Here is an 18,410-nt window from a genome sequence, read left to right as displayed (position 1 = left end):
GTTGAGCCGACCCGACGCAACCCAGCCGTTATTACCGTCCGGTTGTCTTCTCTTGCATCGGTCGGGCACGCTTTAGCGGTGACGACGCACGGCGATTCCGCCACCCATTCCGGAGCGCCCGCCGTCGCAGCCCGCACCGGCCCGCCGGACGCCGCGGAGGAGCCGCCCGCCACCACCGGGGACGACAGCCTCCCCGGCGCGCTGCCGGGTCTCCGGGCCGCGATCGGCGCGACCCGGTATCCGCTCGCCCTGCCTTCCGCCGGGCCGGCCCGGCACACCGCCAGCGCCCTCACCGACCAGCTCGACGACTACCTGCTGCCCCGGCTCGCCCGGCTCGACGCGCCACTGCTCGTGGTGGTCGGCGGTTCCACCGGCGCGGGCAAGTCGACCCTGGTCAACAGCCTGGTCAAGGCCCGGGTCAGCGCGGCCGGCGTGCTCCGGCCGACCACCCGCTCACCGGTGCTGGTCTGCAACCCGGCCGACGCGGCCTGGTTCCGGCAGGGTGAGCTGCTGCCCGGGCTCACCCGCACCACCGAGCCAAGTGAGGACCCGCGCTCCCTGCACCTGGTCACCGCCCCGGCGCTGCCCGCCGGGCTGGCCTTCCTCGACGCGCCGGACATCGACTCGGTGGTCGACGCCAACCGGGCACTCGCCGGCCAGTTGCTCGCCGCTGCCGACCTCTGGCTGTTCGTCACCACCGCCGCCCGGTACGCCGACGCGGTGCCGTGGGAGCTGCTGCGCAGCGCCCGGGCCCGCGGTGCGGTGATCGCCATGGTGCTGGACCGGGTGCCCGCGGAGGCCACCGACGAGATCTCCGCACACCTGGCCGAGATGCTCACCGCACAGGACCTCGGCCGGGCGCCCCTGTTCGTGCTGCCGGAGACGTGGGTCGACGGTCAGGGGCTGCTGCCCGAGGGTGTCACCGCGCCGCTGGCCGACTGGTTCGCGCGGCTGGCCGGCGACGCCGACGCCCGGGCCGCGGTGGTCCGGCAGACCCTGGACGGGGCGCTGGCCGCGCTGCACCCGGCCGTCGAGGAGCTGGCCGACGCCGCCGACGAGCAGGTCGCCGCCGCCGACAGTCTGGACGAGCGGGTCCGGGCCGCCTACCGGGGCGCCGAACGGACCGTCGAGCAGGGCCTGCGGGACGGCCGCCTGCTCCGTGGCGAGGTGCTCGCCCGCTGGCAGGAGTTCGTCGGCACCGGGGAGCTGTTCCGCACCCTGGAGGCGCGGATCGGGCGGCTGCGGGATCGGATGGTGGCCGCCGTCACCGGTCGGCCGGCACCCGCCGCCGAGCTGCGCAACGCCATCGAGTCGCAGCTGGTCACGCTGCTGCGCGGGGTCGCTTCGGAGGCCGCCGAGGCCGCGTACACCGCGTGGAAGGCGCACCCGGCGGGAGCCGGGCTGCTCAACCCGGGGCTCGCCCACCCCGGCGGCGACCTGCCCGAGCGCGCCGAGCGGATGGTCCGGGACTGGCAGCGCGGGGTGCTGGAGCTGGTGCGGGTCGAGGGCGGCGACAAGCGGATCGTGGCCCGCACCGCCGCGTACGCGGTGAACGCCACCGGGCTCGCCGTGATGATCGCCGTGTTCGCGTCCACCGCGTTCATCCCGACCGGGCTGGAGGTGGCCACCGGGGCCGGCACCACCGTCGCGGCCCAGGCCGTACTCCAGGCGATCTTCGGCGACCAGGCGGTGCGTACCCTCGCCGCCAAGGCCCGTGCGGACCTGCTGGACCGGGTGCGGACGCTGCTCGACGCGGAGGCCGACCGCTTCCTGACCCGCACCGCCGAAGCCCGCCCCGCCGCGGACGCCGGCGACGGGTTGCGCAGGGCCGCCGGCCGGGTCGAGCTGGCCCGGCACCGCAGCGGCCTGGCAACCGGCGACACACCGCCGGCCGCCGACGAGGATGGCTCCCGGTGAGCAACATCGCCGGCCGGGTACGCGAGGCGTTCCGGGGTGACCAGCGGATCGACCCCGATGCGCTGATCGCCCGCCTGGACGCGGTACGCCGGTTCCTGACCGCGGTGGACGGCCTGCTGCCGGACTCCGAGCTGGTGCCCGCGCACACCCTGGTCGAGCGGGCCGGCACCCGGCTCACCCTGTCCCGCGACCACACCGTGGTCGCCCTGGCCGGCGCCACCGGCAGCGGCAAGTCCAGCCTGTTCAACGCGCTGGCCCGGCTGGAGCTCTCGCCGGTCGGGGTCCGCCGCCCGACGACCGGCGTCACGCACGCCTGCGTGTGGGGCGCGCTGGAGGGCGCCAACCGACTGCTCGACTGGATCGGTGTGCTGCCCCGGCACCGCTTCGTCCGCGAGAGCGCGCTGGACGCGGACGACGAGACCGCGCTGCACGGGCTGATCCTGCTCGACCTGCCCGACTTCGACTCGGTGCAGCGGGCCCACCGACTGGAGGTGGACCGGCTGCTCGGCCTGGTCGACCAGGTGGTCTGGGTGGTCGACCCGCAGAAGTACGCCGACCGGGTCATCCACGACAGCTACCTCCGCGAGTTCCACCGCCACCGGGACGTCACCCTGGTCGTGCTCAACCAGGCCGACCGGCTGCCCCCGGCCGAACTGCCCCGGGTCCTGGACGACCTGCGCCGGCTGCTCGATGCGGACGGGCTGACCGGCGTGCCGCTGCTGGCCACCACCGCCATCGATCCGGCCGGGATGGTGGGGCTGCGCACCGCGCTGGAACGGACGGTCGCCGAGCGGCAGGCGGCGCTGCGACGGCTGGCCGGCGATGTCGACACGGTGGTCGCCGCGCTGGACGAGCTGGTCGGCTCCGCCCGACCGGCGGGCGGACCGGACGACACCGCCGTCGACGGGTTGAACCGGGCACTGGCCGGCGCGGCCGGAGTGCCGGCGGTGACGGAGGCGGTGGAGCAGGCGTACCGGCACCGGGCCGGCGCGGTCACCGGCTGGCCGGTGGTCCGGGGCTGGCGGCGGCTGCGACCCGACCCGCTGCGCCGCCTGCACCTGCCCGGCCCGGCCGGCGATCAGGCCGACCCGGCGGAGAGCCTGGTCGCGGCAACCTCGGTACCGGACCCGACGGCCGCCCAGCGCTCGGCGCTCGGTCTGGCCATCCGTGCGGTGGCCGATCGGGCCGCCGCCGACCTGCCTGCCGCCTGGCCGGCGGCGGTCACCGCCGCCGCCCGGTCCCGCCTCGGCGACCTGCCGGACGCGCTGGACCGCGCGATCGCCGGCACCGACCTGGGCCTGGGCCGTCGACCCGTCTGGTGGCGGCTGGTCGGCGGTGTCCAGTGGCTGGTCACCCTGGCCGCCGTGGTCGGGCTGGGCTGGTTAATGCTCGGCTACGCGCTGCGGGCGCTCGGCCTGCCCGCACTGGACAACCCGATGGTCGGGCAGGTGCCACTGCCCACCCTGCTGCTGCTCGGCGGGCTGCTGGCCGGGCTGCTGGTGGCCGCGCTGACCCGACCGGTGGTGCGCTGGGCGGCCCGGCTTGCCCGAAGCCGCGCCGAGCAGCGGCTGACGGCCGAGGTCGCCCGCGTGGGCGAGGAGTACGTGCTCGCCCCGGTGCGGATCGTGCTCGCCTCGTACGCGCAGGCACGCGACGCGCTGCGGGATGCCGCCCGCCGCTGACGCTCAGCACGGCTCGCTACCCCTCTGCACATCCCCCGAGCGGCGTAGGGTCGGAGCATGGCCACGCCTCAGACCCCCTACGACGCGGTGCTGCACGCCGCACGCGACGTGACCAAGCTGGAGTCGGCGCTGGACGCCGAGATGCTCGGCAGCGCCCTCCTGGGCAGCGTCTACGCGATCGCGGAGACCGACCGCGACACCGCCGTACGGGAGTTCGTCACCGGGTTCCTCGCCGCCACCGCCCGCCGCCGGATCGCTGCGGCGACCACCATCCGGCAGGTCTTCGCCACGCTCATCCCCGACGCCGAGGGCACCGAACGGGTGCGCCCGGGCAGCCAGGCGCCAGCCTGGACGGGTCAGCTCGGCCGGGTGCACCTCACCGGCAGCTGGGCGTACGGCGACGTGTACGGCGATCAGACCTCCTACCTCGCCACCTTCGCCTACGACGACGCGGCCGGCGGCCCCGAGCACGCGCTGGTGGCCCTGGTCGACCACAACATCGGGATCACCAAGGACATCTTCGTCGGCGGGCCGGCGGAACGGATCCTGGACCAGGTCCGCCAGATGTGCGCGGACGACGAGCTGACCTGGTTCCGTACCGAGGATCCTGCCCAACTGCGTGGCGAGGTGGCCCGCCACCTCGCCGTCACCGACGAGCTGAGCGAGCTGCCCGGCGAGGGCTCACTCGCCACCGATCGGGCGCTGGTCGGCGCCCGGCTGGCGCTGCTGCCCACCGCCGCCGCCCCAACCAGCCCGGCCGAGGTCGAGCCGCTCTCCGCCGCCGAGCGCACCGAGCTGGTCCGGCGGTTCCTGGCCGCGCCGGAGGCCGCACGGTTCGGGCTCGACGCCGTCGACGGCGCGGAGCTGGCCTCGCTGCACTTCTGCCTGAGCCTGCTGCTGGACCATTCGGCGACCTTCCCGGACGCCGACCCGATGCGGTGGAGCCCCGCGGTGTCCGGGCTCTTCCTGCTCGACTGGGTACACCGCCGGGCGGTACTGGACATGGACGACGCGGCGATGCTGCCCCGTGTGCTGCGCGCCTGGGCCCGGTACGCGTCGCGCCAGCGTGGACTTTCCGAAACGGCCGCGACGCGCACCGACGAGGCGATCGAGGAGATGGTGGCGGAGTTCGCCCGCCTCTACTCGACCGGTGAGCGGCGTAGCCCGGCCACCGCGGCGGTGGCCCAGCTGATGGCCGACGGGGTCGACCCGGACGACCCGGCCGCGCTGGACGCCTGGATCGAGGCGAACCGGCACCGTCTCGCCGACGACGGCGCCTGACGGCATTCCGGGCGGGCGGGCACGTCGCCGCCCGCCCGGACCCCGCCGGCACAGCGGACCCGGTCACCGCGCCGGCCCGGTCAGCGCAGCAGACCGAAGACCACTCCGGAGATAATTGCGCCGAGCACGCCGCCGGCCAGCACCTGCGCCACGGTGTGGTCCCGTAGCCGCACCCGGGCCCAGCCGACCACGCCCAGCAGTGGCACGGCGACGAGCAGCTCGGTCCCGAAGGTCAGCACCAGGATGATCAGCGTGCCGGCGGCCACCGCCGAGTGGATCGACATCTTCCACCAGTGGCTCACCGACACGGCGACCACCAGTCCGGCCAGCCCGGCCACCGCCAGTGCCAGCAACGGACGGGGTGCTCCGAGCACCGCGAGCAGGGCCAGCCCTGCGGCGACCGAGCCGAGGCCGACCAGCAACGGCACCCGGCGCTGGTCCCGGCGACCGATGTGGTGGTCCGTGAGCCGGCCACGGCGTACGCCGCCGACGATGTAGGCGAACGGAATGCCGGTGACGAAGAGCGTGGCGAGCAGACCCCACGCCAGGCCGTGACCAGGGTTGCGGGAGCTGTGCCAGCTCACGGTGACCATCAGCACCGACACCAGCACGGCGGGCGCGGTCAGCTCGGTGACCAGCCGGGCGATCCGCAGCCCCGGCCCCTGCCGGGCGGTGACCGGGCGGAGTTCCGCACCGCCGCCCACGCCACCCCCTCCGGTACGCCCCTATCGCCGACCGCCGCCGGCACCGGGTCGGTCGCGCCTGACCGTCACCGTACCGCCGGGGACACCGTGGAGTACGTGTGTCCGGCCAGCGGCGTTGGACTGGCCGTGGGGGTGGGTCGGTCGGCCGGGAACGTCGGGGATGTCGCGACGGTCGGGTGGGGCCGGCTCGGCGATGAACTGGGCGTGGCGGGTGGCGTGGTCGTGGCGGGTGTCGTGGTCGTGGTGACCGGCTCGGACAGGGTGCTGGTCGGCACGGCGGTCGCGGTCGGGGAGTCGGTCACGGTGGGGGTCGACGGCGGGGTCGGTGTCGGGGTCGGTGTCGGGCTCGGGTCCGGCGGGCGGGTCGGCGAGGGTGCCGGGGACGGGCTGGTCGGGGGCGAGGCCGGGGGCGTACCCCGGGTGGGCCTCGGCGAGGGCGGGGGCACCACGCGGACCGGCCCCGGATCGGCCTCGGTCGGGCCCGGGTCCGTCCGGTCCTGGTCACGTCGGGGAGCCGTGGGTAGCCAGCCGGCGGTGGCGGTCGGACCGACGTCGGGCGTGGCGGGTGGCGGGAGCGCCGGTTGGCTGGTCGCCGGCACCGGGATCACCACCGGCCCGACCGACGGGGTCGGGATGAACGGGGTGCTGCTGTCCGGCAGCGCGGTGCTGCCCGGCGTGGCCGAGCCCGCGCTGATGGCGGCGAGGATGGGCATCGACGCGGTGCCGGCCAGCAGCGCGACGGTGAGCAGGTAGCCCCGGGAGGGGCCGCCGGCGCCGGGAGCGCGGTGCGCGCCGACCACCCGGCGGTAGCCGTCGGCCGACCGCTGCCGACCGAGTGCGGGCGTGCCGGGACCGTCACCTGGCTCGTACACCACACACCCCTTGTCGTCAGCCGTCGGAGGGCGCGGATGGACGTCGCCGGCTGGAGAACCCCGGCAAATCACCCGATCGGCGCGATCCTGCGGGAAACAGCCTCGCCCAGTTACCGTCCGTCAGCCAACCTCCACTGCGTGTCGACACGCGGAGACGGGCCGAACGGTGACGAACCATCGCCGTAACGCCTGGTTGGCACCGTCGGGCACGATGGCGACAAACGACCTCAAACGGGGGGCGGTCGGAACGTGGGGCGGGCGTACTGTGGGCGCGCTCACCTGCTCTGCGAATATGGAGCACGACGGCAACGCAGCCGTGACCTCCGCGCACCCTCGCGGCAGGCGCGGTTGAGCGCCGGCGCTCCCGAACCGGGTTCGGCCAGAATCCGGCTCATGCCGCGCGGCAACCCCCACCGGGGCTAGGCGCGGCCGCCAGGAACCGGTCCGGCAGCAGCCGGACAGGCGCACGAGTTGCGCGGCCGGGTGACCCCCCGGTGCCGACGCAGACACGACAGGGAGAGACGGATGGCAAAGGGCGACCCCGGGGGCACCACCCGCAGCAGGCGGGCAGCACCCCGCTCCAGGAAGAGCGCGGCCGGCGACCCCGAGCTCGTGCAGCTGCTCACCCCCGAAGGCGAGCGGATCGAGAGCGTCACCGGGCCGGACGGCAACGAGTACCGCGTCGACTTCACCGACGAGGAGTACCGCGGGCTCTACCGCGACCTCGTGCTGGTCCGCAAGCTCGACGCCGAGGCGACCGCGCTCCAGCGCCAGGGCGAACTGGGCATCTGGGCCAGCCTGCTCGGCCAGGAGGCGGCGCAGGTCGGCTCCGGGCGGGCGCTGCGCACCCAGGACATGGCCTTCCCGACCTACCGGGAGCACGGCGTCCTCTACTGCCGCGGCATCGACCCGATCATGCCGCTCGGCCTGTTCCGCGGCGTCGACCAGGGCGGCTGGGACCCGAACGAGTTCAAGTTCAACATGTACACGATCGTGATCGGGGCGCAGACCCTGCACGCGACGGGCTACGCCATGGGCATCACCATGGACGGCAAGACCGGCACCAACGACGGTGAAGCGGTGATCGCCTACTTCGGCGACGGGGCCACCAGCCAGGGTGACGTCAACGAGGCGTTCGTCTGGGCCGGCGTGTTCAACGCGCCGATGGTCTTCTTCTGCCAGAACAACCAGTACGCGATCTCCGAGCCGCTGGAGCGGCAGACCCGGATCCCGCTCTATCAGCGGGCCGCCGGCTTCGGCTTCCCCGGCATCCGCGTGGACGGCAACGACGTGCTGGCCACGTACGCGGTCACCCGCACCGCGCTGGACAACGCCCGGCACGGGCAGGGCCCGAGCCTGATCGAGGCGTACACCTACCGGATGGGCGCACACACCACCTCCGACGACCCGACCCGCTACCGGATCGCCAGCGAGGTCGAGGCGTGGAAGGCCAAGGACCCGATCGCCCGGGTCAAGGTCTTCCTGGAGAAGCAGCAGATCGCCGACGCGGACTTCTTCGCCGAGGTCGACGAGCAGGCCCGCCGCGAGTCGGTGCACCTGCGCGAGCGTGTGCTCGCCATGCCCAACCCCGAGCCGGTGACGATGTTCGACCACGTCTACCCGAACGGGTCTCCGCTGCTCGACGAGCAGCGCGCGCAGTTCAGCCGGTACATGGAGTCGTTCGAGGGGAGCGCCCACTGATGGCCACGGAGACGCTCACCCTCGGCAAGGCCCTCAACACCGGCCTGCGCCGCGCCCTGGAGAACGACCCCAAGGTCGTCATCATGGGCGAGGACGTCGGCAAGCTCGGCGGCGTCTTCCGGATCACCGACGGGCTCCAGAAGGACTTCGGCGACCAGCGGGTGATCGACACCCCGCTGGCCGAGTCCGGCATCATCGGCACCGCGGTCGGTCTGGCCATCCGTGGCTACCGGCCGGTCTGCGAGATCCAGTTCGACGGCTTCGTCTATCCCGCGTACGACCAGATCGTGTCGCAGGTGGCGAAGATGCACTACCGCTCGCGCGGCAAGCTCAGCATCCCGATGGTGATCCGCATCCCGTTCGGTGGCGGCATCGGCGCGGTCGAGCACCACTCCGAGTCGCCGGAGGCGTACTTCGCGCACACCGCCGGCCTGAAGGTGGTGTCCTGCGCCAACCCGCAGGACGCGTACGTGATGATCCAGCAGGCCATCGCCTCCGACGACCCGATCGTCTTCCTGGAGCCCAAGCGGCGCTACTGGGAGAAGGGGCAGGTCGACCTGGACGCGCCGCTGTCCGACGCGTACCCGCTGCACTCGGCCCGGGTGGTCCGGCCCGGCACCGACGTGACCGTGCTGGCGTACGGGCCGATGGTCCGGACGTGCCTGGAGGCGGCGACCGCCGCCGCCGAGGACGGCCGGGAGCTGGAGGTCATCGACCTGCGCTCGCTCTCCCCGCTGGACCTTGCCGCGGCCTACGAGTCGGTGAAGCGCACCGGCCGTGCGGTGGTGGTGCACGAGGCGCCGTCCAACATCGGCCTCGGCGCCGAGCTGGCCGCCCGGATCACCGAGGAGTGCTTCTACTCCCTGGAGTCGCCGGTGCTGCGCGTGACCGGCTTCGACACCCCCTACCCGGCCGCCCGGGTGGAGGAGGAGTACCTGCCCGACCTCGACCGGGTGCTCGACGCCGTCGACCGCACCTTCGGCTGGTGAGCGGCATGTCCCGGATCAAGGAGTTCAACCTGCCCGACCTGGGCGAGGGGTTGACCGAGGGCGAGATCCTGTCGTGGCTGGTCAAGGTCGGCGACACCATCGAGCTGAACCAGCCGATCGTCGAGGTGGAGACGGCGAAGGCGGCCGTGGAGATCCCGGCGAAGTGGGCCGGCCAGGTCCAGGCGATCTTCCACCCGGAGGGCACCACGGTCGAGGTCGGTACGCCGATCATCGCGATCGACACCGACCCGGGCGCCGGCCCGCTGGACGCGCCGTCGACCACGGCCACGCCCGGTGGTGACCTGCCCACCCCGTCGGCGGCCTCGCTGGCAGCCGTCGAGGTGGCACCGGCCGAGGGCATGGTCGAGCCCGGTCTGATCGGCGGCCCCGCCCCGGGTGGGCGGACCGCGGTCCTGGTCGGCTACGGCCCGCGTACCACCGCCGCGAAGCGCCGCCCCCGCAAGGGTGGCGTCCCCGCGCAGGCCGCAGTGGCGCCCACGGCCGCTCCGGCGCCGGTCGCGCCGGCTCCGCAGCCGGTGGCCGCGCCGACGCCGGTCGCTGCGGTGACCGGCGGGCTGGTGCTGGCCAAGCCGCCGGTGCGCAAGCTCGCCAAGGACCTCGGGGTTGACCTGAGCACGTTGACCGGGTCGGGTCCGCTGGGCTCGATCACCCGGGAGGACGTGCAGCAGGCGGCGAGTGGCGCCGTGGCCGAGCCGATCAGGGCGGCGGCGGTGGCGACGAGCGCGGCCAGCTTCGGCGCGGACCGCGAGCAGCGCATCCCGGTCAAGGGGGTACGCAAGCTCACCGCCGAGAACATGTCCCGCTCGGCGTTCACCGCCCCGCACGTGACGGAGTTCCTGACCGTCGACGTGACCCGGGCGATGAAGGCGCTCGACCGGCTGCGCGGCCGGCGGGAGTGGCGCGACGTCCGCGTTTCGCCGCTGCTGCTGGTGGCGAAGGCCGTACTCCTGGCGGTCAAGCGGCACCCGATGGTCAACTCGACCTGGGCCGGCGACGAGATCGTGGTCAAGGAGTACGTCAACCTCGGCATCGCCGCGGCCACCGAGCGTGGCCTCATCGTGCCGAACGTCAAGGACGCGGGCCGGCTCTCGCTACGCGAGCTGGCGGACTCCCTGAACGACCTGGTGCAGACGGCGAAGTCCGGCCGGACCTCGCCGGCGGACATGTCCGGCGGCACCCTGACCATCACCAATGTGGGGGTGTTCGGGGTGGACACCGGGACGCCGATCCTGCCGCCGGGTGAGTCGGCGATCCTGGCCTTCGGCGCGGTGCGGGAGATGCCCTGGGTGCACAAGGGCAAGGTCAAGGCGCGCCAGGTCACCACGCTGGGGTTGAGCTTCGACCACCGGATCATCGACGGTGAGCTGGGCTCGAAGTTCCTGCGCGACATCGGCGACTTCCTCGCCGATCCGGAGGCGGCGCTGCTCGCCTGGACCTGATCGTCCGAACGCCAGCCACGGCCGGTGTGCCACGGGTTAACGCCCGGCACACCGGCCGTGTCCGTTGGGCGACGAAACCGTCGGCGAAACACCCCTCAGACCTTTGATTGTTAGGCAGGTGTCCCAACTCACCTAACAATCGATGGAAGTTAGCCGGGTTCTGCGGTTCAATAGATGCATCAGGGGCCGACAACCGAATAGCCAGGAGGACACCCCCAATGAGCATGATCGAGCGAATCCGCAGTCACCGCGACGCCACCCGCCGCGCCCGTGCCATCGAGCACGCGCTGCGCTCGGCGAACTCGCCGGCCGTCCGCGAGGAACTCCTCATCATCGCCCAGCGTCACATGGGCTGACGCTCCACCGACATTCCTCACCTCCTTCAGATCGATGGCCCGCCCGGCCGACCGGGCGGGCCATCGGCGTTTCCTCCCCTCCCGGCACCGGGATTCCGCCGTGCGGCAGCGCCCGGTACGGTGGGCTTCGGTCGCCGCCCGCCGGGCCGGCACCGGCGGAGCCGATAGAAGCTGCTCGACACCGACCGGCCACGCGGAGTGACGACCGGTGCTCCTTGGACGCCCCGTGTGGTCACCGGATACGGTGCGGGGAGCCCGGCACGCCGGTGACGCCGGCAGCCATGCCGAGGAGACCGATCGGCACCGGCGGCCGACATGTGATGGAGGAGGCGCACCGATGACGTCCGAGGGCCCGCACCGCCCCGGCCAGGAGCCGGACGAGGTGTCACCGGGCGCCGGCGGACCGGCGCCGTACGGCGACCGCCCGGCGCAGCCGGACAACGGCTACAACGCCGCCGGCCCCGACCTGGGCTGGGCACCCCCGCCGCCGGCGCGGCCGAACCCGCCGGCCCCGGCATGGGCCGCTCAGTCTGAGCAGCAGCCGAACCCCGCCTGGGGTGCCGCCGCCGCGCCGCAGCCCACCGAGCCGGCGCAGCCCGCCTGGGCAACCGGCGGTGGCGCGAACGAGCCGCCGCAGCAGCCCGGCACCTGGACCGGCGCGGGTGGCGCACCCGACCACACGCAGCCCGCCCCGTGGGCCGCCCAGCAGCAGGGCTGGACGCCAGCCGAGCAGAGCGCACCCGGGTGGACCCCCGGGGGCGCCGAGCAGCCCGAGTGGGCGCAGGCCCAGCCGGCCGCGCGGGGTGCCGCGCAGGTGCCGCCCGCCACCGCAGCCTGGCCGGCTCAGGACGACCCGGCCCGCTCCGGCGGCTGGAACGCCGACGCCCAGCAGGACGACCCGGCCCGCTCCGGCGGTTGGAGCGGAGCGGCGCAGGCCAACCCGCCCGCCGGCGACTGGCGCGGCGGCGAGTCGCAGCAGGCAGAGTCGGCGCAGGGCGCCGGTTGGGCCACCGGCGCCGCCGGTCAGGGCGATCAGCCGATGTGGACGCCGGCTGAGCAGTCACCACAGACCTGGGGCCAGCCCGCCGAGTCGACCGAGCAGGCGGCCCCCGGGTGGGGCCAGGCCGAGGCGGCCGCCTCCCGGGGCTCGGCTCAGGTGCCGGCTCAGGCGCCGGCGCCGAACTGGCCCGGCCAGGACGACCCGGCCCGCTCCGGCGGCTGGGCCGGACAGCAGCAGCCGGCGCAGCCCGGCGGGTGGGGCGACGGCACCGACGTGAAGCAGGACGAGGCCGCGCAGCCCGCCGCCTGGGGTGGCGCCGAGGGTCGTCCGCAGCAGCCGGACTGGGTGCTCTCGCCGCAGGACCAGCCGGCCGAGCGGCCGGAATCGGCGGAATGGACCGCGGACGCCACCGGCACCCCGGCCCGGGCCAGTGCCAGCGTTCCCAGCAACGACGGGACGCCCGCCTGGGCCGCCGCCCCCGACAACGCCGCCCAGGGCAGCGCCGGCGTGCCGGACGCCCAGCCGTGGGCGCCCGGCGAGGTATGGGGTCGCGCCGAGGCGGAAGCCTCGCAGTCCCGCGGTGAGTGGGAGGCGGGCCGGGGCGACGAGTCGCCGGTCTACCAGCCCGCTCCCGCACCGGGCATCTCGCCCGCGAACGCCGTGCCACTGCCCCCGCAGGAGCAGCGCGTGCCGGGGGCCAGCCTGGCTGCCGCACCGCCGGCCAACTACGGGCCGCCGGCCCAGTACGGCGCTGCCTCCGAGCAGCCGGCGTACGCCGAGCGGGAGAACCCGGACGCCGCCGCGCAGTACGAGGCGGAGCCGGCCGGCTGGGGCCGGGCCGAGGAGGCTCCGGCGGCCGGCGCCGTGGTGCCCGCCCCGCGGGTCTCCCCGGAGGCCGGAGCAGGCCGCGCGGTAGTACCGGCGCCGGATGCCGAGTCGGCGGCCGGCCGGGCGTCGGCGAGTGCATCGGTTCCGTTGGCCAGCCGGGTGATGCCCCCCACCGACCAGGCCGTACGACCGGCCGGCGCGCCCGCGCCGCAGCCCCGGGTGTACGGTCGCCCGCCCCGCCCCGAGCCGGAGAACGAGCCGGAGCAGGCGGCGCCGGAGGCGTTCCAGGCCGCCCCGGGTCCCGAGCGCCCGAGCGCACCGGACTGGCAGAACGGCCCCGACCGGCAGGTCGCACCCGACTGGCAGACCGGCGCCGAGCGCCCAAGCGCACCCGACTGGCAGAACGGCGCCGAGCGCCCGGGCGCACAAGACTGGCAGAACGGCCCGGAGCGACAGGGTGCCGCCCCCGCGTGGGGCGGCGAACCTCCGGCCGAGCCGCGCTTCGACGACCGGGACGTGCCGGCCGCTCCGAACGGATTCGGTGCGGCGGCGTCCCCGCCTCCGGCCTTCCCGCCGGGTGTGCCGTCGTTCGTCGACACCCCGGGCAGCAACCGGCCGATGAACGGGGTCCGGCCGCAGGCCGGCGCCGAGCGCACGGCCGAGCCGTTCGGCGCCCCCGGGTCACCGGTCGCCGGCACCGCCGGAATGAACAGCGCGCCGGGCTTCGGCGGCCCGAACTTCGGCGGCCCCGGCTTCGGGGGGCAGTCCACCGAGCCGGCACCGGGCGGCGGCTTCCCGCCGCCGGCCTTCCCGCCGGCGCCCCAGCAGCCTGCACCATCGTGGGGCCAGGCAGCCGGCGAGTCGGACCAGGGCCGGTTCGACGCGTACAAGCCGGACGCCGACCAGCCGCAGGCGGAGCCACCGGTGCCGAAGGTGCGCAACGGCCGCGTGCTGGCGGCGGTGCTGATCGCCGCGGTGCTCATCCTGGCGGTGCCGCTCGGCCTGCTGATGCTGCTGGGCAAGTTCGGCGGGGACGACACGCCGGCCTTCGACCCGGCGGTCGGCACCTGCGTGAAGCAGTCCGGCCAGGGCGCCTCGGCGGTGGACTGTGGCGAGGCGGGCGCGTTCACCATCGTTTCCAAGGTGGATGCGAAGGACAAGTGCGCCGATCCGGCCCAGCCGCACGTGGTGCTGCCCGGCGACGGCACCAACCGGGTGCTCTGCCTCAAGCCGGCCACCAAGTAACGCGAACCGACGGCGGGGCCACGGGTGACCGTGGCCCCGCCGTCGTCGTCCCACCAGCGGGGATGAGGCGTACGCGCCCGGATCTGGGCGGCTCGCCCCCTCCGGCCGGTGACGGGCCGGTGATCAGGCACGATGGGGGCATGAGTGCACGAGTACGGGCTCCCGAGCTGCGGGGTCGGGGCTGGCTGAACACCGGTGGACGCGATCTCAAACTCGCCGACCTGCGCGGCAAGATCGTCCTGGCCGATTTCTGGACCTTCTGCTGCATCAACTGCCTGCACGCGCTCGACGAGCTGCGTCCGCTGGAGGAGAAGTACGGCGACGTGCTCGTCGTGATCGGTGTGCACTCGCCGAAGTTCGAGCATGAGAAGGACGCCGACGCGCTGGCCGCCGCCGTGGAGCGGTACGGGGTGCACCATCCCGTACTCGACGATCCCGATCTGGACATGTGGCAGCAGTACGCGGCCCGGGCCTGGCCGACCCTGTCGGTGATCGACCCGGAGGGGTACGTGGTGGCCACCATGGCGGGCGAGGGGCACGCCGAAGGGCTGGCCCGGTTGATCGACGAGCTGATCGCGACCCATGAGGCCAAGGGCACCCTGCACCGGGGCGACGGCCCGTACGTCCCGCCGCCGGCACCGGAGACCACGCTGCGTTTCCCAGGCAAGGCGGTGGTGCTGGCGGACGGCAACCTGCTGGTCTCCGACTCGGCCCGGCACTCCCTGGTCGAGTTGGCTCCGGACGGCGAGACGCCGGTGCGCCGGATCGGCTCGGGTGAGCGGGGCCGGGCCGACGGGCCGGCCGGCGCGGCGACCTTCTCCGAGCCGCAGGGGCTCTGCGTGCTGCCACGGCAGGTCGCCGAGGTGGCCGGCTACGACCTGGTGGTCGCCGACACGGTCAACCACCTGCTGCGCGGCGTACGCCTGGCGTCCGGCGAGGTGGTCACGGTGGCCGGCAGCGGCAAGCAGTGGCGCGCCTCGGTCGACGACCACGCGCACGACGCGCTCGCCGTGGATCTCTCCTCACCGTGGGACCTGGCCTGGTACGACGACAAGCTGATCATCGCGATGGCCGGCATCCACCAGCTCTGGTGGTTCGATCCGATCAAGCGGACCGCCGGCATGTACGCCGGCACGACTGTCGAGGCACTGCGCGACGGCCCGCTCGCCGAGGCGTGGATGGCGCAGCCGTCCGGGCTCTCCGTCTCCGCCGACGGCACCCGGCTCTGGATCGCCGACAGCGAGACCAGCGCCGTTCGGTACGTCGAGAACGGGGTGCTGGGCACCGCCGTCGGGCAGGGCCTGTTCGACTTCGGTCACGTGGACGGGCCGGCGGAGTCGGCGCTGCTCCAGCACCCGCTGGGCGTGTGCGCGCTGCCGGACGACTCGGTGCTGATCGCGGACACCTACAACGGCGCGGTGCGCCGCTTCGACCCGTCGACCGGTCAGGTGTCCACGGTCGCCGACGGGCTGGCCGAGCCGAGCGATCTGGTCCTCACCCCGGCCGGCGAGGTGCTGGTCGTGGAGTCCGCCGCGCACCGGCTGACCCGGCTGGCCCCGGGTTCGCTGTCGACGGCCGGTGCCAGCACGGTGGACGGCCCACGGCACCGCACCGAGCGGAAGCCCACCGACGTCGCGGCCGGTGAGGTCACCCTCGACATCGTCTTCACCCCCGCGCCGGGGCAGAAGCTGGACGAGACGTACGGGCCGTCGACCCGGCTGGTGGTGTCCGCGTCCCCGCCCGAGCTGCTGGTGGAGGGCGCCGGCACGGGCACCGAGCTGTCCCGCCGGCTGGTGCTCAACGGCGAGGTGACCGGCGGGGTGCTCCAGGTGACCGCGCAGGCGGCGACCTGCGACGCGGACGTCGAGCACGCGGCCTGCCACCTGACCCGCCAGGACTGGGGCGTTCCGGTCCGCGTGGTCGACGGCGCCGCGGCCCGGCTTCCGCTGGTGCTGCGCGGCCTCGACTCCTAGCTGTTAGGAAGGGCCCCTTGTACAACAAAATCCGATAAGAAGGGGCCCTTCCTTTCACGCGAACGGGGTTAGTGGGACACCGGCGTCGATCAGCGTGGCGCGGACCAGCTCGGTGGCGGAGACCGCGCCGGGTGTGTCGCCGTGTACGCAGATCGAGTCCGCCGGGCAGGGAATGACGGTGCCGTCCACCGCCACCACGGTCCGTTCGGTGGCGATCCGTATCGCCCGGGTGGCCACCTCGTCGGGGTCGGTGATGAGCGCGCCGGGGGTGCCGCGGGGCACCAGCACCCCGTTGGGCAGGTAGCCGCGGTCGGCGAAGGCCTCGGCGACCACCGGCAGGCCGGCGCCGACGGCGAGCTGGGCGAGCGTGGTGCCGGGCATGCAGAGCACGGGCAGCTCGGGGTCGTGGCCGGTCACCGCGGCGACCACCGCCGCCGCCTGGGACTCGTCGATGGCGGCCGCGTGGTAGAGCGCCCCGTGCGGCTTGAGGTAGCGGACCCGGGTGTTGAAGAGCTGGCAGAACGCGCTGAGCGCCCCGAGCTGGTAGGTCACCTCGTCGCGTAGCTCGGCGAAGTCGTACGCGATGTGCCGCCGGCCGAAGCCGGCCAGGTCGCGATAGCCGACCTGCGCGCCCACCGCCACCCCGCGCCGCGCCGCGCCCTCGCAGACCCGCCGCATGGTGGACGGGTCGCCGCCGTGGAAGCCGCAGGCGACGTTGGCGGACGTGACCAGGTCCAGCAGCGCCTCGTCGTCGCCGAGTCGCCAGATGCCGAATCCCTCGCCCAGGTCAGCGTTGAGGTCCATGGAATCTGACGGTAGTACCTGGCCGGGCGTGCGCGAGCGGGGTCGCGTCGCTGACCACCCCGATGACCGGGTATCCGCCGGTGGTCGGGTGGTCGGCGAGGAAGATGAGGGGTTGTCCGTCCGCCGGCACCTGCACCGCGCCGAGCACGATGCCCTCACTGGGCAGTTCGCCGGCGACCGCGCGGGGCAGCGGCGCGCCGGTGAGCCGCGCGCCGACCCGGTTGCTCACCGGGCTGACGGTGTACGGGGTGCCGAGCAGCCGGTCGAACGCGGTCGGGGTGAACCAGTCGTAGCGGGGACCTCGGTGCAGGGCCAGGTGCAGCTCCGGTGCAGGTGCGGGGCCCACGGTCACGTCCACCGGCGCGGGCTCGCCGACCGGCTCGCCGAGCGGCAGCCGGTCGCCATCCCGCAGCGGGGACGGCCCCAGCCCGGAGAGGGTGTCGGTGGCCCGGCTGCCGAGCACCGCCGGCACTTCGATCCCGCCCGCCACGGCCAGCCAGCTCCGTACGCCCCGACGCGCCGGGCCGATCCGCAGCACCGTTCCGGCCGGCACGGTGAGCGGGCGTCCGGTGTCGCCGGGTCGGTCACCGGCACGGATCGGCACTTCGGCTCCGGTGACCGCCACGGTGGTGGCCCGGGTCAGCCGCAGCACGCAGCCGGTCAGGGTGATCTCCAGGCCGGCGGCCCCTTCCGGGTTGCCGACCAGCCGGTTGGCCAGCCGCAGGGCCGCCGGGTCGAGGGCCCCGGACCGGGGTACGCCCAGGTGTGCCCAGCCGGGCCGGCCCAGGTCCTGCACGGTGGTGAGCGCGCCGGCGCGGAGCACCTCGATCTCGGCAGGACGGGTCACGCCGCCGCCAACCGGACCCGGGTGCCCGGGCCGAGCCGGGCCGGCGGGTCGGCGTGTACGTCGAAGAGGACCAGCTCGGTCCGGCCAACCAGCAGCCAGCCGCCGGGGGACGCGCTCGGGTAGATGCCGGCGTACGGGCCGGCCAGGGCGACCGAGCCGGCCGGCACGCGGGGGCGCGGGGTGGCCAGGCGGGGCAGCGCCAACTCGGCGGGCAGCCCGGTCAGGTAGGGGAACCCGGGGGCGAAGCCGCAGAAGGCGACCCGGAACGGGGTGCCGGTCAGCCGGCGCGGTACGGCCGGCACGTCGACCCCCCAGTGCTCGGCGACCGCCGGCAGGTCAGGCCCGTCGAAGTCGACCGGGACGACGACCTCGTCAGAGCCCCGCTCGCGCATCCGTTCCGCCGCGCCTGCGGTGTGGTTGACGGCCGTGGCGACCGTTGGTGCCCACCGGGACAGCAGGTCGGCCGTGGCGGCCGGGTCGGGCAGGCCGTCGAGCAGGACGGTGCTGGCGGCCGGCACGATCTCGACGGCGGCCAGTTCGCCCCGCTCGCGGCGGCGCCACAGCTCGGCCCGCCACGCGTCGACGAGGTCGGTCTGAGTCGCGTCGGCGGGCGCGGAGAAGTCGAGCAGCAGGGCGTGCGCCCCGGCGGGTCGGATCCGCATCCGTTCATCCTCGCCGATGTCGTGCCGGCGGGTGTTCACGGGGACGGTGCCGGGCGTCACCAGCGCGACTACTTGCAAGTAACCTACGG

Annotated in this window: 14 protein-coding genes; 10 read left to right on the top strand and 4 right to left on the bottom strand. The window is 74.6% G+C overall.

Translation table 11 applies throughout. The annotated features are described in order from the left end of the window. Positions 1-78 precede the first annotated feature (78 nt). From ACWD6N_RS13435 to ACWD6N_RS13425, 3 genes are read left to right on the top strand one after another with little or no spacing between them, the layout of a single operon-like run. Positions 79-1,917: an ABC transporter gene (locus ACWD6N_RS13435; RefSeq protein WP_354966454.1), complete on the top strand. Its 1,839-nt coding sequence runs from the start codon at positions 79-81 to the stop codon at positions 1,915-1,917. Next, positions 1,914-3,599: a GTPase gene (locus ACWD6N_RS13430; RefSeq protein ID WP_354966453.1), complete on the top strand. Its 1,686-nt coding sequence runs from the start codon at positions 1,914-1,916 to the stop codon at positions 3,597-3,599. Before ACWD6N_RS13435 ends, ACWD6N_RS13430 begins: the two co-directional genes overlap by 4 nt. A gap of 57 nt (positions 3,600-3,656) precedes the next feature. Beyond that, entirely contained in the window at positions 3,657-4,880 is a 1,224-nt protein-coding gene (locus tag ACWD6N_RS13425; RefSeq protein WP_354966452.1) for a hypothetical protein, read from the top strand. 80 nt (positions 4,881-4,960) lie between these two features. Here ACWD6N_RS13425 and ACWD6N_RS13420 read toward each other — a convergent pair whose 3' ends face one another. Further along, on the bottom strand, positions 4,961-5,584 hold the full coding sequence (locus tag ACWD6N_RS13420) for a phosphatase PAP2 family protein (RefSeq protein WP_354966451.1): 624 nt from the start codon (positions 5,582-5,584) through the stop codon (positions 4,961-4,963). A 96-nt stretch (positions 5,585-5,680) separates the two neighbouring features. Between ACWD6N_RS13420 and ACWD6N_RS13415 the strand changes: the two genes are divergently transcribed. The 7 genes from ACWD6N_RS13415 to ACWD6N_RS13385 all read left to right on the top strand — a co-directional run bounded on the left by ACWD6N_RS13415 (position 5,681) and on the right by ACWD6N_RS13385 (position 16,008). Then, positions 5,681-6,337: a hypothetical protein gene (locus ACWD6N_RS13415; protein ID WP_450004779.1), complete on the top strand. Its 657-nt coding sequence runs from the start codon at positions 5,681-5,683 to the stop codon at positions 6,335-6,337. Positions 6,338-6,981: 644 nt separating this feature from the next. Then, on the top strand, positions 6,982-8,157 hold the full coding sequence (gene pdhA, locus ACWD6N_RS13410; RefSeq protein ID WP_354966449.1) for a pyruvate dehydrogenase (acetyl-transferring) E1 component subunit alpha: 1,176 nt from the start codon (positions 6,982-6,984) through the stop codon (positions 8,155-8,157). Further along, complete coding sequence (locus tag ACWD6N_RS13405) at positions 8,157-9,146, top strand: alpha-ketoacid dehydrogenase subunit beta (protein ID WP_354966448.1); 990 nt, start codon at positions 8,157-8,159, stop codon at positions 9,144-9,146. The genes pdhA and ACWD6N_RS13405 overlap by 1 nt, the downstream gene beginning before the upstream one ends. A 5-nt stretch (positions 9,147-9,151) precedes the next feature. Beyond that, positions 9,152-10,606: a dihydrolipoamide acetyltransferase family protein gene (locus ACWD6N_RS13400; RefSeq protein ID WP_354966572.1), complete on the top strand. Its 1,455-nt coding sequence runs from the start codon at positions 9,152-9,154 to the stop codon at positions 10,604-10,606. Positions 10,607-10,824: 218 nt separating this feature from the next. Then, positions 10,825-10,962 carry a hypothetical protein gene (locus ACWD6N_RS13395; protein WP_199723474.1) on the top strand — a complete coding sequence of 46 codons (138 nt, stop codon included), beginning with the start codon at positions 10,825-10,827 and terminating at the stop codon, positions 10,960-10,962. Positions 10,963-11,299: 337 nt separating this feature from the next. Beyond that, positions 11,300-14,035: an LppU/SCO3897 family protein gene (locus ACWD6N_RS13390; RefSeq protein ID WP_354966447.1), complete on the top strand. Its 2,736-nt coding sequence runs from the start codon at positions 11,300-11,302 to the stop codon at positions 14,033-14,035. A 140-nt stretch (positions 14,036-14,175) separates the two neighbouring features. Then, positions 14,176-16,008, top strand: coding sequence for an NHL domain-containing thioredoxin family protein (locus ACWD6N_RS13385; RefSeq protein ID WP_354966446.1), 1,833 nt, complete (start codon positions 14,176-14,178; stop codon positions 16,006-16,008). Between the two features lie 54 nt (positions 16,009-16,062). On the opposite strand, the gene ACWD6N_RS13380 is transcribed toward ACWD6N_RS13385, so the two are convergent. Genes ACWD6N_RS13380 through ACWD6N_RS13370 form a run of 3 tightly spaced genes read right to left on the bottom strand, consistent with a single transcriptional unit; the run spans position 16,063 to position 18,321 of the window. Continuing rightward, entirely contained in the window at positions 16,063-16,812 is a 750-nt protein-coding gene (locus tag ACWD6N_RS13380; RefSeq protein ID WP_354966445.1) for a LamB/YcsF family protein, read from the bottom strand. Then, entirely contained in the window at positions 16,796-17,758 is a 963-nt protein-coding gene (locus ACWD6N_RS13375; RefSeq protein ID WP_387325158.1) for a 5-oxoprolinase subunit C family protein, read from the bottom strand. The genes ACWD6N_RS13380 and ACWD6N_RS13375 overlap by 17 nt, the downstream gene beginning before the upstream one ends. Beyond that, on the bottom strand, positions 17,656-18,321 hold the full coding sequence (locus tag ACWD6N_RS13370) for a 5-oxoprolinase subunit B family protein (RefSeq protein ID WP_354966571.1): 666 nt from the start codon (positions 18,319-18,321) through the stop codon (positions 17,656-17,658). Before ACWD6N_RS13370 ends, ACWD6N_RS13375 begins: the two co-directional genes overlap by 103 nt. Positions 18,322-18,410 lie beyond the last annotated feature (89 nt).

It is taken from the genome of Micromonospora sp. NPDC005163 (genome assembly GCF_053599835.1).
The sequence above is the reverse complement of the archived record's forward strand: the minus strand, read 5'-3'. Positions and strand labels throughout refer to the sequence as shown.

Bases quoted from the DNA above. Each gene is read 5' to 3' on its own strand.
- ACWD6N_RS13425 (WP_354966452.1), top strand. From the start codon at position 3,657: ATGGCCACGCCTCAGACCCCCTACGACGCGGTGCTGCACGCCGCACGC.
- pdhA (WP_354966449.1), top strand. From the start codon at position 6,982: ATGGCAAAGGGCGACCCCGGGGGCACCACCCGCAGCAGGCGGGCAGCA.
- ACWD6N_RS13405 (WP_354966448.1), top strand. From the start codon at position 8,157: ATGGCCACGGAGACGCTCACCCTCGGCAAGGCCCTCAACACCGGCCTG.
- ACWD6N_RS13400 (WP_354966572.1), top strand. From the start codon at position 9,152: ATGTCCCGGATCAAGGAGTTCAACCTGCCCGACCTGGGCGAGGGGTTG.
- ACWD6N_RS13395 (WP_199723474.1), top strand. From the start codon at position 10,825: ATGAGCATGATCGAGCGAATCCGCAGTCACCGCGACGCCACCCGCCGC.
- ACWD6N_RS13390 (WP_354966447.1), top strand. From the start codon at position 11,300: ATGACGTCCGAGGGCCCGCACCGCCCCGGCCAGGAGCCGGACGAGGTG.
- ACWD6N_RS13385 (WP_354966446.1), top strand. From the start codon at position 14,176: ATGAGTGCACGAGTACGGGCTCCCGAGCTGCGGGGTCGGGGCTGGCTG.
- ACWD6N_RS13380 (WP_354966445.1), bottom strand. From the start codon at position 16,812: ATGGACCTCAACGCTGACCTGGGCGAGGGATTCGGCATCTGGCGACTC.
- ACWD6N_RS13370 (WP_354966571.1), bottom strand. From the start codon at position 18,321: ATGCGGATCCGACCCGCCGGGGCGCACGCCCTGCTGCTCGACTTCTCC.